This is a genomic window from Alteriqipengyuania halimionae, from assembly GCF_009827575.1.
GTDB lineage: Bacteria > Pseudomonadota > Alphaproteobacteria > Sphingomonadales > Sphingomonadaceae > Alteriqipengyuania_A > Alteriqipengyuania_A halimionae.
The window spans coordinates 1,521,757-1,540,049 of sequence record NZ_WTYR01000001.1 but is presented as its reverse complement, the minus strand read 5'-3'; the positions used below and the strand labels follow the sequence as shown (position 1 = coordinate 1,540,049).

18 protein-coding genes are annotated in these 18,293 nt (G+C 65.9%); 4 read left to right on the top strand and 14 right to left on the bottom strand.

Annotated features, from left to right (window positions below; all coding sequences use genetic code 11):
- Positions 1 to 144: 144 nt before the first annotated feature.
- The 9 genes from egtD to GRI68_RS07465 all read right to left on the bottom strand — a co-directional run bounded on the left by egtD (position 145) and on the right by GRI68_RS07465 (position 7,858).
- The gene (gene egtD, locus GRI68_RS07505; RefSeq protein WP_160616680.1) at positions 145 to 1,131 is read right to left on the bottom strand and encodes an L-histidine N(alpha)-methyltransferase; all 987 of its coding nucleotides are present in this window, start codon (positions 1,129 to 1,131) and stop codon (positions 145 to 147) included.
- A gap of 4 nt (positions 1,132 to 1,135) precedes the next feature.
- On the bottom strand, positions 1,136 to 2,398 hold the full coding sequence (egtB, locus tag GRI68_RS07500; RefSeq protein WP_160616679.1) for an ergothioneine biosynthesis protein EgtB: 1,263 nt from the start codon (positions 2,396 to 2,398) through the stop codon (positions 1,136 to 1,138).
- 98 nt (positions 2,399 to 2,496) lie between these two features.
- A complete protein-coding gene (locus GRI68_RS07495) occupies positions 2,497 to 3,891 on the bottom strand; it encodes a class II 3-deoxy-7-phosphoheptulonate synthase (protein WP_160617886.1) in 1,395 nt (464 codons plus the stop codon).
- Between the two features lie 48 nt (positions 3,892 to 3,939).
- Positions 3,940 to 5,076: a glycosyltransferase gene (locus GRI68_RS07490; RefSeq protein ID WP_160616678.1), complete on the bottom strand. Its 1,137-nt coding sequence runs from the start codon at positions 5,074 to 5,076 to the stop codon at positions 3,940 to 3,942.
- Positions 5,077 to 5,116: 40 nt separating this feature from the next.
- On the bottom strand, positions 5,117 to 5,722 hold the full coding sequence (recO, locus tag GRI68_RS07485) for a DNA repair protein RecO (RefSeq protein ID WP_160616677.1): 606 nt from the start codon (positions 5,720 to 5,722) through the stop codon (positions 5,117 to 5,119).
- 102 nt (positions 5,723 to 5,824) lie between these two features.
- Complete coding sequence (locus GRI68_RS07480; protein WP_160616676.1) at positions 5,825 to 6,076, bottom strand: hypothetical protein; 252 nt, start codon at positions 6,074 to 6,076, stop codon at positions 5,825 to 5,827.
- Positions 6,077 to 6,128: 52 nt separating this feature from the next.
- Positions 6,129 to 6,392: an accessory factor UbiK family protein gene (locus tag GRI68_RS07475; RefSeq protein ID WP_160616675.1), complete on the bottom strand. Its 264-nt coding sequence runs from the start codon at positions 6,390 to 6,392 to the stop codon at positions 6,129 to 6,131.
- 60 nt (positions 6,393 to 6,452) lie between these two features.
- Complete coding sequence (locus GRI68_RS07470) at positions 6,453 to 7,001, bottom strand: TspO/MBR family protein (RefSeq protein WP_160616674.1); 549 nt, start codon at positions 6,999 to 7,001, stop codon at positions 6,453 to 6,455.
- A gap of 56 nt (positions 7,002 to 7,057) precedes the next feature.
- Positions 7,058 to 7,858 (bottom strand): TlyA family RNA methyltransferase, encoded by an 801-nt coding sequence (locus GRI68_RS07465; protein WP_160616673.1) that lies wholly within the window; start codon positions 7,856 to 7,858, stop codon positions 7,058 to 7,060.
- Positions 7,859 to 7,921: 63 nt separating this feature from the next.
- On the opposite strand from GRI68_RS07465, the gene GRI68_RS07460 reads away from it, so the two are divergent.
- The gene (locus GRI68_RS07460; RefSeq protein ID WP_160616672.1) at positions 7,922 to 8,497 is read left to right on the top strand and encodes a hypothetical protein; all 576 of its coding nucleotides are present in this window, start codon (positions 7,922 to 7,924) and stop codon (positions 8,495 to 8,497) included.
- Between the two features lie 73 nt (positions 8,498 to 8,570).
- On the top strand, positions 8,571 to 11,483 hold the full coding sequence (locus GRI68_RS07455) for a M16 family metallopeptidase (RefSeq protein WP_160616671.1): 2,913 nt from the start codon (positions 8,571 to 8,573) through the stop codon (positions 11,481 to 11,483).
- A gap of 9 nt (positions 11,484 to 11,492) precedes the next feature.
- Here GRI68_RS07455 and GRI68_RS07450 read toward each other — a convergent pair whose 3' ends face one another.
- The gene (locus tag GRI68_RS07450; RefSeq protein WP_160616670.1) at positions 11,493 to 12,767 is read right to left on the bottom strand and encodes a phospholipid carrier-dependent glycosyltransferase; all 1,275 of its coding nucleotides are present in this window, start codon (positions 12,765 to 12,767) and stop codon (positions 11,493 to 11,495) included.
- A 263-nt stretch (positions 12,768 to 13,030) separates the two neighbouring features.
- Here GRI68_RS07450 and GRI68_RS07445 point away from each other — a divergent pair, with 263 nt between their 5' ends.
- A complete protein-coding gene (locus tag GRI68_RS07445; protein WP_160616669.1) occupies positions 13,031 to 14,077 on the top strand; it encodes a hypothetical protein in 1,047 nt (348 codons plus the stop codon).
- Here the strand turns inward: GRI68_RS07445 and apaG are convergent.
- Entirely contained in the window at positions 14,074 to 14,478 is a 405-nt protein-coding gene (gene apaG / locus GRI68_RS07440) for a Co2+/Mg2+ efflux protein ApaG (protein ID WP_160616668.1), read from the bottom strand. The two genes, GRI68_RS07445 and apaG, sit on opposite strands and share 4 nt — an antisense overlap.
- A gap of 104 nt (positions 14,479 to 14,582) precedes the next feature.
- Complete coding sequence (locus tag GRI68_RS07435) at positions 14,583 to 16,289, bottom strand: hypothetical protein (RefSeq protein WP_160616667.1); 1,707 nt, start codon at positions 16,287 to 16,289, stop codon at positions 14,583 to 14,585.
- 284 nt (positions 16,290 to 16,573) lie between these two features.
- On the opposite strand from GRI68_RS07435, the gene GRI68_RS07430 reads away from it, so the two are divergent.
- Complete coding sequence (locus GRI68_RS07430) at positions 16,574 to 16,843, top strand: hypothetical protein (RefSeq protein WP_160616666.1); 270 nt, start codon at positions 16,574 to 16,576, stop codon at positions 16,841 to 16,843.
- On the opposite strand, the gene GRI68_RS07425 is transcribed toward GRI68_RS07430, so the two are convergent.
- Both GRI68_RS07425 and GRI68_RS07420 read right to left on the bottom strand, forming a co-directional pair.
- On the bottom strand, positions 16,782 to 17,396 hold the full coding sequence (locus GRI68_RS07425) for a hypothetical protein (protein ID WP_199799728.1): 615 nt from the start codon (positions 17,394 to 17,396) through the stop codon (positions 16,782 to 16,784). The two genes, GRI68_RS07430 and GRI68_RS07425, sit on opposite strands and share 62 nt — an antisense overlap.
- 522 nt (positions 17,397 to 17,918) lie before the next feature.
- Positions 17,919 to 18,191, bottom strand: coding sequence for a hypothetical protein (locus GRI68_RS07420; protein WP_160616665.1), 273 nt, complete (start codon positions 18,189 to 18,191; stop codon positions 17,919 to 17,921).
- Between the last annotated feature and the right edge of the window lie 102 nt (positions 18,192 to 18,293).

Here is an 18,293-nt window from a genome sequence, read left to right as displayed (position 1 = left end):
ACGAGAGGAAACGTGCGCCTCGCGCGCTGAACCGAATGTGGAAGCCGCGTTCATATTCGCGACAGCAGCGATGAATGGGCGGGCAGCGGTTCAGCCCCCGCTGCGACTTGCCTCGCTTTTCGTCCCGTGGGCCGGAGCGGCGCCCTACGGTGCGATCCTTGCCTCAGCTGCCTTTGCGAAGATCAGGCTGAAGCGTTCTTCGCCATCGAGCCAGCGTTCGACCGGGGTCCAGCCGCCCGCGCGCAGCAGCGTTGCGGCACTGTGGCGGGTGAACTTGTGGCTGTTTTCGGTGTGGATGCTCTCGCCCTCGGCCATCGAGAATTGGTGGTCTGCGACGTTGAACGTGAAGTCGCGCGTGGCCACGAGATGCATCTCGACGCGGGCGTAATCGTCGTTCCAGCGCGCTTCGTGGCGCAGCGCGTCGATCGGGATCGTACCACGCAATTCGCGATTGATCCGGCGCGCAAGGTTGAGGTTGAACTCGGCCGTCACGCCCGCCGCATCGTCATAGGCGGCTTCGAGGACGGCGGGGTCCTTCACCAGGTCCATCCCGATCAGCAGGGTCGAACCATCGCCCAATGTCTCGCGCATCGAGCGCAGTAGGTCGATCGCGGTGCGCGGGACCATGTTGCCGATGGTCGATCCGGGGAAGAAGCCGAGCTTTGGCATGTCGGACACTTCGCCCGGCAGCTCGACCACTTTCATGAAATCGGCTTCGACCGGATAGACCGGCATGCCGGGGAATTTCTTCGCAAGATCATTGGCCGCGGCGCGCAGGAAGTCGCCTGCAATGTCGAGCGGGACATAGGCCGCCGGTTCGATCGCGGACAGCAGCAGCGGCGTCTTCACCGAACTGCCCGATCCGAATTCGACCACCGCCGTGCCTGTTCCGATCGCAGCGGCGAATTCCTTCGCCCGTTCGCGCAGGATTTCGGTTTCGGCGCGGGTGGGGTAATATTCCTCGACCTGCGTGATATCCTCGAACAGGTGCGAACCGTCGTCGTCATAGAGCCAGCGTGCGGGCAGCGCCTTTTGCGGATAGGCCAGCCCGGTCAGCACATCCTCGCGAAATGCCTTGTCGACGCCTTCCTCGTCCTTCTCGACGAGCGCGATTCCCTGTTTTGTGGTCATGTAATCAGATGTCCTTCGCGAGCCGCAGGCCAGTGAATTGCCAGCGTTGGTGCGGATAGAAGAAATTGCGATACGAAGCGCGCGAATGGCCGCGCGCGGTTGCACAGCTTGCGCCCTTGAGCACGAACTGGCCGCTCATGAACTTGCCGTTATATTCGCCCACCGCGCCCTCGGCGGGCTTGAAGCGGGGATAGGGCGAATAGGCCGAGCGGGTCCATTGCCAGCAATCGCCGAACAGCTCGCTCCCGCCTTGCGACGCCGGGGCGGCGGCGCGATCGAGCTGGTTGCCTGCCGCCGGATCGAAGGCGGCCGGGGCGTCGGCGGCATCCTGTCCGCGCGCGATCGCTTCCCATTCGCCTTCGGTCGGCAGGCGATAGCCGGCCCAACGGGCATAGGCATCGGCTTCGAACAGCGAGATGTGGGTGACCGGAGCCTCCGGATCGCGCGGTTGCCATCCGGCATGGGTGAACTGCTCGCCGTCGCGCCAGTAGAGCGGGGCGGAGATCGCGTTGTCCTCGACCCAGCCCCAGCCATCGGAAAGCCACAGCAACGGATTTTCATAGCCGCCATCGGCGATGAACGCGTCCCATTCGCAATTGGTGACCAGGGTGGAGCGCAGCGCGAACGGCTCGAGCAGGATACGATGAACCGGGCCTTCGCAGTCGTAGGCGAAGCCTTCCGCCTGGTGGCCGATCCGCGCGATGCCGCCGGGATGCTCGATCCAGTGCGGCTCGCTGCGTTCGGATGGCTCGGCATGGGCGGCTTTGTCGAACATCGCCGGGCCGAGCGGGTTCTGGAATAGTGCGTGCTTGATATCGGTCAGCAGCAATTCCTGGTGCTGCTGTTCGTGCGCGCAGCCCAGCGCGACCAGATCGGCGCGGACCCCGCTTTCGATCAGCGGCTCCATCGCCTCATCGACATGCGCGCGGTAGGCGAGGATCTCGTCCTTGGTCGGGCGCGTGATCATGCCGCGGCGACAGCGTTCGTGGCGCGCGCCCTGGCTTTCGTAATAGGAATTGAAGAGGAAGGGCCAGTCGGCCTCGAACGGGGTGTACCCGTCCAGGTGATCGGCGAGGATGAAGGTTTCGAAGAACCAGGTCGTGTGCGCCAGGTGCCATTTGGCAGGCGAGGCGTCTTCCATCGACTGGATCGTGGCATCGGCATCGGACAGCGGCGCGGCCAGCGCCCCGCTTAGTTCGCGCACGGCGCGGTAATGATCGGCCAGCGATCCGTCCGGCATCAGTTTGTGTGCGGCTTGGGCCGACATGGCTCTCCCCCGTATGGCCCACCAACATAGGGGGCCTGTCGCCTATGTGAACCGTTCACACGCGAAAACTATCCCAACAATTCAGCGGTAGTAGTCGATCAGGCAGCGTCGGCGTCGGCCGTGCCGGCAAGGCCGCCATCGGCTTCGGTTTCCTCGCGCAGGGTCTCGGCGATCATGAAAGCGAGCTCGAGCGATTGCGCCGCATTGAGCCGCGGATCGCAATGCGTGTGATAGCGGTCGCCCAACCGGTCGTCGGTGATCGCGATCGCGCCGCCGACGCATTCGGTCACGTCCTGCCCGGTCATTTCCAGGTGGATGCCGCCCGGATGCGTGCCTTCGGCGCGGTGGGCGGCGAAGAAGCCGCGCACCTCGGTCAGGATCCGCTCGAACGGGCGGGTCTTCAATCCGCTCGCCGTCTTTACGACATTGCCGTGCATCGGGTCGCAGCTCCACACCACCGGATGCCCTTCGCGCTTCACCGCGCGCAGCAGCGGCGGCAGGCCGTCCTGGATCGTATCGTGCCCGAAGCGGGTGATCAGCGTGATCCGCCCCTCGGTGCGATCGGGGTTGAGCGTGTCGAGCAGCCGCAGCAGCAGGTCGGGATCGAGCGAGGGACCGCACTTGATGCCGACCGGGTTCGCGATGCCGCGCAGGAATTCGATATGCGCGCTGCCATCGAAGCGGGTGCGATCGCCGACCCACAGGAAGTGGGCCGAGGAGCCGTACCATTCACCGGACAGCTGGTCGCGCCGCGCGAGCGCTTCCTCGAAGGGGAGCAGCAGCGCTTCGTGGCTGGTGTAGAACGTGGTGCCCTGCAATTGCGGGACCTTGGCGGGATCGACCCCGCAAGCTTCCATGAAATCGAGCGCTTCGCCGATGCGATCGGCGGTTTCGGTGAATTTCTGCGCCCACGGGCTGCTCGCAATGTGATCGAGCGTCCACTGGTGGACCTGCCGCAAATTGGCGTAGCCGCCGCCAGCGAATGCGCGCAGCAGGTTCAGCGTCGAGGCCGATTGCGCATAGGCGTGGAGCATGCGCTGCGGATCGGGCTGGCGCGCGCTTTCCTCGAACTCGATGCCGTTGACGCTGTCGCCGCGATAAGACGGCAGCTCGACCCCGTCTTGCACTTCGGTGGGGGCAGAGCGCGGCTTGGCGAACTGGCCCGCCATGCGGCCCATCTTCACCACCGGCATGCGGCCGGCAAAGGTCAGCACCACCGCCATCTGCAACAGCGCGCGGAAGGTGTCGCGGATATTGTCGGGGTGGAATTCGGCGAAACTCTCGGCGCAATCGCCGCCATGCAGCAGGAAGGCTTCGCCGCGCGCAACCTGGGCGAGATCCTCGGTCAGGGCGCGCGTTTCACCCGCAAAGATCAGCGGCGGACGCTGGGCGAGCTCTGCCGTTGCCGCATCGAGAGCGGCTGCGTCGGGATAATCGGGCAATTGCCGCGCATCGTGCTGTCGCCAGCCTTCGGGTGTCCAAGTGTGGGCCATCGCTTCGGGACATAGGGAGGAAATGGCCACTGCGCCACAGTTTCCTCGTCAATACCGGCCCCACACGAACCGGCTCGACAGGGCGAAATTCCACACCGACCCGATCACGATGCCCGCCAAAGCGGCGAGATAGGCGCTCATATCGTAGCGCACGAGCACGCTGGCGACGCCGATATTGGCTAGCAGGCCGACCGAGCAGGTCAGCCCGAATTTGAGCCAGCCGGCCAGCAGCGCAGCGGTGCCGCGCAGGCGCTTGTCGGCATAAGTCAGCTCGTTGTTGAGCGCGAAGTTGAAGGTCATCGCCACCAGAGCGGCAACCGTCTGGCCGACATCGAACGGGGTCACGACCTGGCCGTGAAAGGTCCCGCCGAAGGTGTGGAGAAACGCTGCGAGGATGGCCATGTGAACCACCACGCCCGCCGCGCCGATCGTGCCGAACAGCGCAAAACGCGTCGGGATGACGCGCCCCAGCCAGCGGTCGTAGAGACCGACGAGGTATTCGAACACGACGGTGCGATCGAGCTTACTTTCGCCGCTTGCGCGCTGGGCGAACCGAAGCGGGAATTCGCGCACGCGGTAGGGTTCGTCTGCCGTTGCAAGAATATCGAGCAGGATCTTGAATCCGATGCCCGAAAGCTTGTCCGCCGTCGCGCGGAGGGTCTTGGAGGGCAGCATGAAATAGCCCGACATCGGATCGCTCAACTCAACCCCTGTCAGCCGCCGCGCAAGCCCGTTGGCGAGCTTCGATCCGGTTTCGCGCCGCGCGCTCGACAGGCCTTCGGCGCTCCCGCCCTCGACGAAGCGGGAGGCCACAGCGACCTCGGCTTCGCCGCTTTCGAGCGACGCGAGCATTTGCGGCAGCAGGCGCGGATCGTGCTGGTGGTCGGCATCCATTACCGCCACGTAGGGCGCGGCGGTGGAAAGCATACCCTCGATCGCAGCCGAGGCGAGGCCGCGCCGCCCGATCCTCTGGATCACCCGCACCCGGCGGTCGTTCAGCGCAAGGTCGCGCGCCGCATCGGCGGTGCCGTCTGGCGAGTTGTCGTCGACGAAGATCGCTTCCCAGCCATCGGGGCCGAGCGCGCCTTCGAGCCGCGCGACCAGACCTGCGAGATTGTCGCGCTCATTGAGCGTCGGCAGGACGATCGCGAGGGTGAGCGCGGAAGATGCGGTAGAGGTCGCCATGATGTGTCGGCCAAGCGATTAGCCGAGCCGGAGTCGCGTGTTAAGCGCCAATCTGCGCCAACCGTCCACGCAATCGCCCCCGCGCAGAGAGCAGGTCCTCGCGGCGTTCGCCCAGCAGGTAATCGCGCAACGGCGCCTCGATCCGGTCGAATGCGTCGAGGAAGGCGGCCCATTCTGCAGGATCGGGTCGCTGAACCGCGCCGCCGAACCCCAGCTCGCGCAGCACCAGCATCTCGTATCCCGCGAGTGCGCCCGCCCAGCCACGCGCGCTCGGCGCAGCGGCGATCGCGGCGAGGAGGGCCTCGCAGGCTTCGTAGATCGCGGGGTAGGGCTGGCGCTCGGGCAGGGCGGCGGCGGTCAGCGCGCATGTCCACTGGATTGCGGCGGCGGGCAGCGGCTCGCCAATCAAGGGCCCGCGGCTCTCTACCAGCTCCAGCTTGGCAAACGGCAATTGGCTCGCCGAACGCGCACGCAGATCGAGCGCGACGATATTGCCGGGGATCAGCACGGGCCGCAGCTGCCGCCCGCGCCCGCCGGCGACATAGCCTGCGACGAGGCCGTGCTCTTCGGTCAGCAACCGCGCGATCGCCGCCGTTTCGCCATGCGGGCGTGAAGCGACGAGAATGGCAGGCGCGCGCAATTGCATGTTCCGGCCCTATCTCACCGCGCCCCCGCTGCGTAGCCAGCGGCATCTGTAAGCTGTCGAATAGTCAGAGTGTCTGCGCGAATGGAGAACGGCGAAGACGCATCAATCCGCGCTGCTCGACATCGCCCTTTCGGCCTCGTCGGCTTTCACCGCGAGCGGTTTCGCACGCCCCATGCTCCAGTTCTGCTGCATCCGGACCTGCGGATTGGGTGCGCACCAGATTTCGCCGGTTTCATCGATCGCGGTGATCCAGAGCAGATTGTGCTCGGGCCCGTAATCGATCACGGCAAAGGCAAGGCCCGCCCCCTTGCCGAGGACGTGCAGCGGTATCGATGGATTGAGCTGGGTAAGCATGGAAGCAACTCCTTCGCGCATCAAACGCGCGAAAGGTTGCCCGGCTCCCCAATTAACCGATGTCGGTTTTGCCGGCGATCTTGGCTTCGAGCGCAGCGATCTTCGCTTCGAGGATGTCCTGCTGCTCGCGCGCCTTGGAGGCCATCTGCTTGACCGTCTCGAACTCTTCGCGGCTGACGAAATCGAGCCCGCCCAGCGATTCCTTCAACCGCTCGCGCGCGCCGTCCCGTGCTTCGCGGGTCATGCCCGCAAAAGTGCCCGCCGCGGCGTTGGCGAGTTTCACGAAATCGGCGATGATGGGGTTCTCGGATTGCATGGAAGCGATGTGGGATGGGGAGGGCAGAAAGTCTAGAGGGTTTTGTTCAGCCTCTCTTCCTCACATTTCCACCCGCTGCACCGCGCCGGACACATCCCTGTTCGCCGCATCGGGGTTCGCTTGCAGGAACTGGAAGTTCAGCACGGTCGCGAACAGGACCCAGGCGAGATAGGGAACCAGCAACAGCCCGGCGAGCTTGCGGACCCGCCAGAACAGCACCACCGTTACCAGCACCGCGATATCGATCGCGATCAGCAGATACAGCGCTTCGGCGATGCGGTGGGCGCCGAAGAACAGAGGGCTCCACGCAAGGTTGAGCGCGAGTTGGACGACCCACGCAATCAACGCGACTTCGCGCCCATGCGCGCCGCGCGCCGAAGCGACCACCGCAGCAGCGAACCCGATCATCACGTAAAGGATCGACCACACGATCCCGAAGGTTGCAGGCGGCGGGAAAAGCGACGGTTTGGTCAGGCTCTGGAACCACGGGCTCGCTGCATCGCCGATCTGCCCCGACAGGAAGCCGAGCAACAAAGTGAGCGGCACGAGGAAAAGGCTCCAGCGCAGCAGCGATGCGCGCAATTGGCCGGGCGAGGCGATCAGGTTCACTCGATGTCTCCGCGTCGTTTCATGGGGTCGCTAGCATACGCGCGGCGAAGCGCAAATCACGCGGGTGCAGTGTCCGGCTCGGGGACATGGCATGGCGCGACGTTCCCCCTCCGCGCGGCAAGGAGGAATTCGACATTGCCTTCCGGGCCCGTGATCGGGCTCGGCACGATCCCGTCGACGGTCCAGCCCTGGCTTTCGAACCAGGCGCGAGCCTCATCGCACACGCGCCGGTGCAGGGCGCCATCGCGGACAACCCCGCCTTTGCCGACTTCATGGCGCTCGACTTCGAACTGCGGCTTCACCAGCACCACAGCCCGCGCATCGGTCGCTGCCAGCGAGAGCGGGCGTTCGAGCACCTTGGCGAGCCCGATGAAGCTCGCATCGCACACCAGCCAGTTGCAATCGCGGTCGATCAGATCGGGTGTCAGGTGACGGGCATTGGTCTGTTCGAGCACGGTGACGCGCTCGTCCGAGCGCAATTTCCAGGCGAGCTGGTTGGTCCCGCTATCGACCGCGAACACATGCACCGCGCCATGAGTCAGCAGCACGTCGGTAAAGCCCCCGGTCGAGGATCCGATATCCATGGCCACCGCGCCCGCCGGATCGAGGGCGAACGCTTCGAGCGCGCCGGCCAGCTTGATCCCGCCGCGACTGACCCAGGGATGATCGCGCCCGCGCACGTCGAGCGGGGCGTCGGCCGCGATCTGCTGGCCGGGCTTTTCGAGCTTGGTCTCGCCTGAGAAGACCACGCCTGCCATCACCAGCGCCTGCGCTCTGGTGCGGCTTTCGGCGAGATCGCGCGCAACAAGCGCCTGATCGACGCGGATTTTCCCGGCGGATTTCTTCGGTTGGGCCATTTTCGCTGTCGTTTCGGCTTCGGGACGCTTGCGGGTGGGCGATCCCCCTCCCATACGGGATGGATGAAGTCCATCAAGCCGATCCGCTATACGATCCTCGCGCCGCTCGCGGTGTTGTCGCTCGCCGCCTGTCAGCAGCAGGCCGCGCCAGAGCCGACGCCGCCTCCGCCACCACCGCCGCCGGTCTCGACTCCCGCGCCGGCTCCTGCGCCGGCGCCCAGCCCGACCTACGACGATTGGCGCGATGCCCCGCAGACGGCGGGCAGCTGGTATTCGCTCAAGGAAGCGGGCCGTCCGGCCAATGCCGAATTCCGCACGCCCGGTGGCGATGTGCTGGTCGAGATGCGCTGCCGCGATCGCCGGATCGATGTGCGCCGCGCAGGCTCGGGAACGGCCGACCTGCCGATGACCTTCCGCACCTTCCAGGCCGATGGCGAGCGGACCACCGATTCGCGCACCGCGCGCCCGGTGCGGCCGCTGATGTACGAGGCGAGCCTGCCGCCGGTCGATCCGTTGTTCGATCGCATTTCCTTCTCGCGCGGACGCTTCACGCTAGAAGTACCGGGCCTGCCGACACTTTACCTGCCGAGCCGCCCCGAAATGGCGCGCGTGTTCCAAGAGTGTCGCGCCGCAAGCTAGGCGGAGTGCATTTGGGCGCAGCGGGCTCGCATATTCACTCGCGCTTCATCGCGCCGCTCGATAGACGGGCGGCATGAGTTCATTCCCGCGCGCCTTCGCCGCATTCGCTCTCCTGATCTCCGCCATCGCCGCACCTGCCGCCGCGCAGGAGGCGGACGCTTCGGCGACGCGGCACGACCAGTCGGCCTATCCGCAAAGCCTCCAATTCGGTCAGGACAACTGGTTCTACGAAGGCTCGGACCTCGAGCAGGAACGCGCCTGGGTATTCGGCGAACTGCCCAATGGGCTGCGTTATGCGGTGCGCTATAATGGCGTGCCCGACGGGCAGGTCGCGTTTCGCGCGGTGGTCGATGCAGGCTCTCTGTACGAAGAGGAAAGCGAGCAGGGCTACGCGCATCTGCTTGAGCATCTGCTGTTTCGCGAGAGCAAGTATCTGGGCAAGAACGAGGCGTTCTCGACCTGGCAGGCGATGGGCGCGCAGATCGGGATCGATGCCAACGCGACCACCAGCCCTACACAGACGGTTTACCAGATCGACGTGCCCGATGCGTCGCAAGAGGATGTCCGCGCCACGCTGCGCTATCTCTCGGGCATGATCGAGGCACCGGTGCTGTCGGATGAGAATGTGCGCGACGAATTCCCCATCGTGCTGGCCGAGAAACGCGATGGCGACAGCGCCCAGCGCCGCGTCGCCGATGCCCAGCGCGAAACCTTCTATGCCGGGATGCGGCTCGGCGAACGCGCGCCGATCGGCACGCTCGAGACGCTGCAGGGCGCGACCGGCGATAGCGTCGCCGCGTTTCACAAGCGCTGGTACCGCCCGGACAAGACGGTGCTGGTCGTTGCAGGCGCGGTCGACCCGATCGAGGTCGCGCGGTTGATCGAGGAAAATTACAGCGGTTGGGAAGCGCCCGCCAATCCCGCGCCCGATCCCGATTTCGGCGATCCGGTCGCGCCCGACGATGCCGCGCCATCGCCCGGTATCCTTCCACCGCTCGGCCAGGTGACGACGATGGTCGAACCCGACCTCTCGCCCGCGCTCGGCTGGACGATCCTGCGGCCGTGGCGCCCGGTGCTCGATACCAAGGTCTACAATCGCGGCCTGATGCGCACCACGATCGCGCAATCGGTGCTCAACCGCCGACTGGAAGCGCGCGCCCGCGCCGGGTCGTACCTCTATGCCGAAGTCAGGCAGGACGACACCTATCGCTCGAGCGACCAGACCACGATCTCGATCGCCCCGCTCGAAGGCGAATGGGAAAAAGCGCTCGCCGAAGTGCGCGGGATCATCGCCGATGCGATCGCGAACCCGCCGACGCAGGAGGAAATCGACCGCGAGGCATCCGAACTCGGCGTCGCCTACCAGGACTATTTCGCCCGCCGCGGTCTGCGCAACTCGTCCGAAGTGGCCGACGACATCGTCGGTGCGCTCGACATCCGCGAGACCACGACCTCGCCCGGCGCGGTGCTGCGACTGTACCAGAGCGCGCTGCCCGGCTTTACACCCGAAGCAATCCACGACGCGACCCGCGAACTGTTCAAGGGCAAGGTCGGCCGCGCGCTGCTGCTGTCCGACCGTCCCGGCGTCGGCGATCCGGTGGCGCTCACCCGGGCGCTGACCCGCGAAGTCGCCCCCGATACCGGCGCGCGCCTGGCCGCTGCCGAAGTCGATTTCGACGAACTGCCCGCGATCGGTACCCCGCGCGAAGCGCAGATCACCGCCACCGGCGCCCAGCAGATCGAGAGGCTCGACTGGGGCAACGGCGTCAGCGCGCTGATCTGGCCCAAGGACAACGAACCCGGCCGCCTGACCGTGAAGGTCCGCTTCGGCGCAGGCCAGCGCGCCTTCTCCGCCGACGAGGTACCCTATGCGCGAATGGGCGAACTCGCGCTGGTGGCATCGGGCAATGCCGGGCTCGACAATGAAGCGCTCGATCGCCTCACCAACGGACGCAAGATCGGCTTCGATTTCACGATCGAGGATGGGCGCTTCGTCTTCTCCGCCGAGACCCGTAACGAAGATCTTGCCGACCAGTTGTACCTGTTCGCTTCGAAATTCGTGTATCCCGAATGGGACGCAGGGCCGGTGAAACGCGCGCGGGCGGCGGGCATCCAGGGCTATCGCAGCTATGCGACCAGCGCTCCGGGCGTGCTCGAACGCGACCTCGAATTGCTGCTCCACGACAACGATCCGCGCTTCCGCGCCGCGACGGCCGAGGATTTCGAGAATACCACCGACGAGGAATTCGCCCGCGTCTGGGGCGAGATCCTGAAGCACGGTCCCGTCGAGGTGCAGGTGTTCGGCGATTTCAACCGCGCGGCCGGGATCGCCGCGCTCAATCGCAGTTTCGGCGCGCTCCCCCCGCGCGATCCGCTGCCCGCCGATACCGCGCCGACCACCGTTCCCGCAACCGCACCCACATCCACTCCGATCAAGGTGACCCATCGCGGTCCGTCGGACCAGGCGATGGCGGTGGTGGCCTGGCCGACCTCGGGCGGGGTCGTCGAATACCGCAAGGCGCGCCAGCTCGAAGTGGTCTCGACGCTGTTCTCCAATCGCCTGCTCGAGGCGCTGCGCCAGCGGCTGGGCGCGAGCTACGCGCCGCAGATGATTTCGCAATGGCCGGTCTCGATCGACAATGGCGGAAGGCTGATGGCTCTCGCGCTGGTCAAGCCCGAAGACGTGCCCGCGATTTTCGAGGAAGTCGACGCGATTGCCGCCGATCTCGTCGCCAACGGGCCGGGGGAGGACGAACTCGCCAAGGCGACCAGCCCGCTGCGCCGGATGCTGCGCCCCGAAACGCTCGGAGCGGCGTTCTACATGTGGCAGCTCGACGACGCGACGTTCGACCCGCGCCGGATCGGCCAGCTCGACAGCGCGATCGCCGATTTCACGCTGGTGACGGCGGAAGACGTGCAGGCGCTGGCCAGGGAATATCTCCGCCCCGAAGAGGCGATCCATATCGAGATCATGCCCGAGGGTTGAGGAAACCCCCTACCGCCACCCGCTCCACCAGGCCCAGTGCAGGAAAGCCTGATCGTCCTGGAGCGGGGCGGCGGTGAGGATGGGGAAGAAATAGGCGAAGAACGCGATCGACGCGCCCACCACGACCCAGGCCGGCCAGCGCCGGCCTTCGTCCCACCAGCGGCCCGTCACCAGCGCCAATGCCACGATCAGCGCGGTCATCGGCATCATGTAGTGAAAGAAGAACTGCACCGGCTTGTCCGCCAGGGCCCACAGCGCCATCAGCGCGACCCATGCCAGCGGCGGCGCAAGCCACAGTGCCTCGCCCGAGCGGATCCAGCGCCATGCGCTCCACACCAGCGCGGCGAGACCGAACACCATCGTCGCCGGATTGCCGATCAGCACGATGCCGCGCTGGGCGCCATCGACCACTTCGTAGAGATACCAGATCGCGCGCAGGTTGAAGATCCACTGCCACCACACGCTCTGGTAGGGGTGCCCCTTCACCACGCTCGATTGCAGCGCGAACATCCGCTCGTGCTGGCCGACGATATCGAGCGGGCCGAGCGCGTCGTGCAGATAGAAGAACGCCGGGGCGAACGTCAGCCAATAGACCACCAGCGGCAGCAGGCCGAGCCACAGCGCCGCTTCGGGAAGCCGCATGCCGGGTACCAACCCGCCTTCGCGCGCGGTGACGAGAGCGGTGCCCGTGTCGCGCGCCTTGGCCCAGAGGAAGGCGAGCCCCGGCAGTACGAGTAGCGGGGCGATGCTCCACTTGGTGCCCAGCGCGAGGCCCATCAGCACGCCGGCAAGCGCGAATTGCCAGCGTGCGCGCGCCGGTTCGCGCAGTCCGCGTACGAAGGCCCATCCGGCAAGCATGGCGAATCCCGCCATCGGCCCGTCGAGCATGGCGATGCGGGCATGAACGAACCACAGGAAATTCGTCGCCAGCAATAACCCGCCGATCAGCGGCACGGCGCGCGAGAATGTGGCCCACCACAGCATGCGCATGAAGGCGAACAGGCCGAGCGTCCCCGCGATCAGCGCCGGGATACGCCAGGCCACCGGCGTATCGCCGACCGCATCGATCGCCAGCGCCAGCAAGGCCTTGGCCAGCAGCGGATGCTCGGCATTGACCGGATGCGTGAGCGACTCGAGCGTGCGCGCTGCGGGGACGTAATGCACTTCGTCGAAATAGGGCCGCGTCGGGATTCCGAGCCGGATCGCCGCGAGCCCGGCAAAGGCCATCGCGATCGCCGCGCACCACCAGAAGGGATCGGATTGCCGGGGCTTAACGTCGTCCATCGGCGCGTGCGTTACTAACAGGGCAGGCGGCTCACAAGCCGGATTGCAAACACGCGCCGCATCAAAATGCGCTGGTCAACCCAAGCACTGGTTCCAACCGGCGCTTTTGCGTACGAGGTCGACCGATGAAACTGTCTGCGCATTTGCGGCGAAAGCGTTATGACCGCATCATGCAAACCGCGCGATGGTCTGGAAACGCAGGGGGAAAGCGAGAGCGGCTGAGGCGGTGGGCGCCTGGACACCTGCTCGCCCTGCTGCTTGGCTTGCTCATAGTTTCCGCTGGCCCGGCCGCCGCGCAAAGCGCCCTGCCGGCCGAGGATTTCCGGGATCGACAGGACCGGTTTCTCGACCTCGTCGAAGCGGGCGATATCGAGCAGGCGGGGACGCAGTTCGACGATTGGATCGCAGCCTGCGAGGCCGGAAGGCTCGCACGGCGCGACTGCGTCGGGCTTCACTCCGCGCTCGCTCTGCTCTGGTCGAACAACGGACGGATCGAACAGGCGGGCCATCATGCCGATCGCGCCACCGAACTCGCCTTGATCGATGCGGATGGTGATCCCGCAGCGGCGGTCCTGGCCTTGATCATGAAGGGGAACATACTGCGCGAGAAAAAGCGCTGGGCCAACGCGCTGGCGGCGTTCGAGCGCGCCACTGAGCTTGCCGCGCGGGCTGCGACAAGAGCGCCTGACGATGGGATCGACCATGAGCGGCTCGTCCATGCCGCGGAAACCTGGAAGGCGACGGCGCTCGTCGATCTGGAGCGGAATGCGGAAGCCTATCCCGTTCTGCTCGAGGTAGAGCAATATGCGCGCGACAATCGGGCCATGTCCAATTTCGATATGGGCGCGCTGCACTATCGCATGGCGATCGCCAGCCGCGGCCTGGGCGAATATGCGCGCGCGCTCGATCATCTCGAACTTGCCCAGGCCTTCATGCCCATGCCTTTCAGCGCGTCGGTCGACACCTATGGAGCCGATATCGCAAGCGAGCGGGCGCTGGCGCAGGACGCGATGGGTCGCACCGGGCAAGCCGAAGCGAGCCACCGGGTCGCGGCCCGAAAGGCGCTTTCGCTGGCGGATCGGCGAGCGGGCGATGCCGTGCGCATCATCGCCGCCGCGGCCGCGTTTGCCCAGCGCAATGATCATCATCGCGAGGCGTACGCACTGTTCCGCAAGGCCCGGCAGGTGGGCCGGTCCGACATGGAGCGGAACTACCTGACACAGGATACAGGAGCCATGGAAGCGGCGCGCAGGCTACGTCCCGTCATCCTGGGATCGATACGGACGGCGTGGGAGCTTTCGCAGCCTTAGCGCGGCGTCGTTTCTGCCGCTTCGAGCGGGAAGAAGGGTATTGCGGCCTCGATCCGTTCGCCATCGGCGGCGGTGAAGGTATAGCGGCCTTCCATCGAGCCCCAAGGGGTCGCGAGCGGACAGCCGGAAACGTAATCGTGGCTGTCTCCCGGGCGCAGCAGCGGCTGCTCGCCGACGACGCCTTCGCCCTCGACCAGGTTGACCGCGCCGCCGGCATCGGTGATCCGCCAATGGCGGGAGATCAGCTTGACCGCCCGATCAGAACCGTTCTCGATGCGGATGTGATAGGCCCAGAACCAGCGATGTTCCTGCGCGGACGATTGTTCGGGCAGGAATTGCGCGCTCACCCGCACGGTGATCCCGTCGGTGATGGCCGCATGGTCGAAGAAAGAATCGAGCATGGCCCAAGCGTAACGGGTGTGGGAGGCAAGGCAAGGTTCTTTGCCGGTAAGGGCCCGTTTCGGGTTGGGTGACCGGGCAAGGCGCAGTTGCCCCTCGTAGCAATCTACTCCGGTGCAGGCGTTGTCGTCGGGGAAGGGGCGGGTATCTTGCCGCCGTTGCGATCGAGCCAGTCGAGCACGGAAGTGCGCGCGCGTTCGCCCCAGACGAAGCGGGTCAGCACGGTGCCCACGCGCGAACGATTGCTGTCGAAAAACCCGGGCTCCAGCACGCTGCGCGCGAACAGCCGGGCGGCGTTAGAGACTTCGCCCTTGTTCCCGGGATCGATCAGCGCAGCGATCTTTCGCGCGATATCGGGCCTGTCGAGCGCGATCGAGGCGATCACGAGATAGAGGCCCTGGAGGGGGTCCATGAACGTGCTGGTTTCGGCAATCCGCTCGAACTCGGTAATCATGATCGCGGGTTCGTCGATAATGCCGGGGCAGTTTTCGAGATCGGAAAACGCCGCCGAGATCAGCGTGGGATAGCTTTGCCCATAGCTGAGCGCGCGATTGGTCAGCACGCGCGCGGGCCCGCAATTGCCGTTGGCCAGTTCGACCTTGGCGGCCACCAGTGTGGCATAGGGGTTGAAGGGATCGCGCTCGAGCGCTTCCTGCAGATAGGACCATTTGCGTCCGCTCCGCTCGATGGCCTCACCGGCGATAATCGCTGCCTGATACTCGGCGAAAGCGAGACGGGTGAGCCAGATCGGCTCATAGCGGCTGCCCGGAAACCGTGTGCGGCAGTCGCTCACCAGATCGGTGACCGCCGAACCTTCGCCGCGGCGGTTCTCGATCGCGAGGAAGCATTGATAAGCCGTGCCGGGTTCGGCCCCGGCACGGTCGAGCTCTCGCTGGGCGATCAAGCCGTTGAGCGAGGTGAGATACAACATGTCGGACGCGAAGGCGGCGCGGGTTTCTTCACCTTGGTCCAGCGGATGCTCGGCGCGCAGGAAGACGTTACCCGTTGCATCGATGGCGCGGATTCGAATGCCGGTGCCGTTGCCCAGCGGATGGGCCGATATCGTGATGATGTAGTCACCCGCCTCGGCATGCCCTTTGACCGTATCGGAAACGAGCGAGTAATCGAATTGCCGCCGGGCGACAGCGACGAGTTGGCCATATTGTCGCGCCGCTTCGGGATCGAGGCCGGATGCCTCGGCCACTTCCAACGCGAGAACAGGCGGGCCGTCGCGCACCGGCGCGGGGCGGAGCGGACCCAGCCACCAGAGCAGCACCGCGAGTGTCGCCAGTCCAGCCGCGATCGCGGCTGGGATCCACCACCGGCGGATCGACGCAGTACGTGCGCGATCGGTCGCCGCCGCGGGCTCGTCGACCGGCACTTCGGGCGGAATGCTGCTGGGCGGTTCGATCGGGCCCGGGGCGGCAGGGGAAGGGGGCGCCGCAGGGGAGGGCGCGGTCTTGCTCTCTGGCTGCGGATAGGCGCGCTCGCGGGTCGCGAGCAGCAGTTCGTAACGGCCGGGCGGGACATGCAGGCACAGCCCGTCGGGCGATTGCTCGATCGTATAGTAGCGCCACAGGTTCTTGCGCAGGCGCGAGACCTGGACGCGGACCGAGCTGTCGCTGGTGGGATCGTAATCGTCGCGCCGCCCGAGCGCCTCGGTCGCGATTTCGGTCTGGGTGGGCGGCCCGAGCCGTTCGATAGAGCGGTCGCCAAAATAGGTTAACAGCGCGCGCTGGGCGGGCGAGGACTGGAAAATCGGATGCCCGATGATTCGCGCAATTTCGTCGCGAATCCGTATCGCCGCCGCCATAGCTTTCGGGTTTTGCGACATTTCCACGGTTAACGCGCCTTAACCTTTCGCTAAAAACGTTACGTAAAACGCATGTAACGTTCTAATATATGCATGATTTAACAGGGTTAATCAACCAGAGGACGTTACACGACGTTCCCGTCTCGGCTCGTGACTTCGCTTGTTCGAAGACTCATTCCATTTTCATTCTTATGCTGGTTGCAGCGCTCTCGATCGCGGTCCTTGCTGACCCATCCGTCCACATTATAGGCCGGGAACGCGATCAACGGAGTAACGCTGCCGGTATGTACGAAACTGGCATCGCGATATCGGCGCGGACATCCGTCCCACCGTCCGCCCGGGATCGCGATGCCGGGGACGTCTCCCGCCATCTCGTCACCGACGCCCCCGACAGCCCGAACGGTTCGGCCGGGGTCACGATCGTGCGTGCCGAACATATCGCGGCGACCGCCCGCCCGGACCTTCAGCGAGACGACACCCTGGTGCGCCTGATTACTCCCGATCCGGATCCGCAGGGGCCGGCGAGCCATCCGGTGCTGGTCGAGTTCCAGTAGACCGCGCCGCCGCCAGCGCATCGAGCTTTTCCGACAACAGTGCCAGCACCTCGGCCTCGCGGCCTTCGCCCTCGCGCATCAGCTCGCCCAGCACCTCGTGCCGGATACGCTCGTAGAGCGGATGGCCGGGCTTCACTTCGGCGGCATAGCGCTCGGGCCGGCGATGGCGCAGGAAGAACATGACCAGCGCCTCGTTATGCTTCGTGCCATAGGTCATCATGTCGCCATCGGGCGTAACCTTCCACACCGGCGTGCCCTGGATCGCGCGGGCGAGCGCCCCGTGTTCGAGCCGGTCGACCCCGCGCTCCACCGCCGCGTCCCAAGCCGCCGCAAAACCCTCCGCCCCCGGCCGCGCGCGCAGCTTATACAGCGCCTCCATGCTCCGCCCGATATGGCGCGCCGCATCGGACACGATTCCGGTCGCGGCGAGGTGGGAAACGAAGGCGCGCTGCTTGTCCGGCGTGATCGAATTGCGCCGCGGCCGTGCGTGGAGATAGGGCGCGAAGGCCAGCAGGGGATCGTCCGCCCGAGGCTCGTCCCCGACAAAGGCCACCGCGGATGTCGCCTGCCGTGCAATCGCCCGCGTGGGCCGGGGCCGGGAGGGGGAAGGGGGAGCGAAAGGGTCGTGTTCGTCCGACATAAGAGATGATTCCTTTGTTTGGTCCCTCAGACGCCGGGCGGCGGGCATCCGCCCGCCTTGGCTTCGCGCTACCGCGCGGCGGCCGTTCGGCCTTGCCTCCGCCTGACGGCGTCGGGCTGCCGCGACACGGTAGAGGGGGCTTCCCAATCCTCGGCGCGAGGTAGAGATATCCGTCCCAAACAAGCACGCGGCAGCGTGCACGCGTGCGACCGCACGCACGGGCCGGTTAGGCCCGAAGCCAAGCGGGCCGGATGGCCCACGCCCGGCGTCTGAGGGACCCAAACAAAAAACTCTCATGTAGGAAAACGTTTTCTGGCGAGCGGAAGCCCGGAGCGCGACGAGCGCGAGGCCAGGCCGACCGGCCGCCGCGCGGTAGCGCGAATCCAAGCGGGCCGGATGGCCCGCGCCCGGCGTCTGAGGGACTAAACAAAAACCCTACCCACCCTTCAGCCACGCCAGCGCGCCCGCTTCCATGCCCTTGAACTTGGGCCAGCCCTCGGGATCGTCCGCCAGCGGCGCGCAGAGAAGCGCGGTGCCCTCGGGCAATTGCCACTTGATCCGGTGATAGAGCTTCGAGCGCGAGAGGCCGGAGCGCACCAGCCACAATCCGTCCGCCAGCGGATGACCGTCGCCATGCAGGTCGAGCGGCGCATCCGGCGCGGCGGCGGGATCGTGGTAGATCAGGTAGAGGGTCTGGGGTCCGTCCATGGATGATGAATGCGGCAGTGATTTATGTGGAGACTACGATTGGGTTAGAGACCACGGTTACGCCAACCTCCCGAACTGGATTGAAGATGCGGTTAGCTATGC